The sequence below is a fragment of the Mesorhizobium sp. P5_C1 genome, assembly GCF_054049815.1.
The window spans coordinates 1-882 of record NZ_JBFULQ010001166.1; the positions used below are offsets into that span (position 1 = coordinate 1).

The following is an 882-nucleotide window of genomic DNA, read 5'->3' on the forward strand; positions in this document are numbered from 1 at the left end:
AGGTTATGCCTGGTGATCGGGTCTTCGAGATTGGCGAGCAGCGCGGATGTCCAGCTCGCCACGATTTCATCCAGCGTCTCGTCCAACTGTGCGAGCATGACACTGCCCGCGACCGTGTTTTCGCTCTGCGGTCGGAAGCCGCAATGCGGACAGGTCGGTGAGGCGTCGAGATCGCGCTCGGTCAATGCGAAACAGCTCTTCAAACTGGCAAGACGGTTCTGGGAGTCGGTCAGTTGCTGCCGAGGCATCAGCTCGATTCCGGCAAGGCGCTGGAGCGTCTGCAATCGCGGATCGGTGAGAAGCGCGCTCTTTCGTTTGTCGTCGTTGACGCCCAGGCGTGCGCGCGTGTGCAGATTCATATAGAGCGTGATGAACTCACGCTTGAAGGGCCGAAGCGCACTGGAGAGACGCTCAAACTCCTCGGGCAGTCTAGGCAGATCGGCGCTGCGAATGGCGCTTTCGAATTCCTGCCGTGCGGCGCGCACGCGCTTCACCCACTGATGGTCGGCGGGCAGCACCGTTTCGGCAAGGCTCAGCCAATGCGCTGTAGCTCCGTGGCGGGCGACGAAGTCCCGGACCGCTTCAATCAACCCGAGAGTACGGATCGTCTCGACGTGGACGCTGATCTGGCTCGCAGCATAGCGGAGGTTCTTCAGCTTGCCCGGCGAGGAATAGGCTTGGCACGATTCCAGAAACGCCTTGGCGTCGGCCAGTTTCTCCGCGCGGACGGCCAGATCGCCGACATTGCGAAGATCGATACCCCAGAAGGAAACGCCTTCCCGAAACATCTGCTGCGCTTCGACAATGCGCCGGACGTGCTTCTGGATCGCATCCTGCAAGCTTCGGACTGGTTCGTCCTGACCTTGGGTCACGAGCTGCGCC

1 protein-coding gene is annotated in these 882 nt (G+C 61.3%); it reads right to left on the reverse strand.

The window, feature by feature from the left end:
- Positions 1–839, reverse strand: an 839-nt coding sequence (locus ACXJ7R_RS34645; protein ID WP_457155725.1) for a DUF6079 family protein, incomplete at its 3' end; no start/stop codon positions are given.
- Positions 840–882 lie beyond the last annotated feature (43 nt).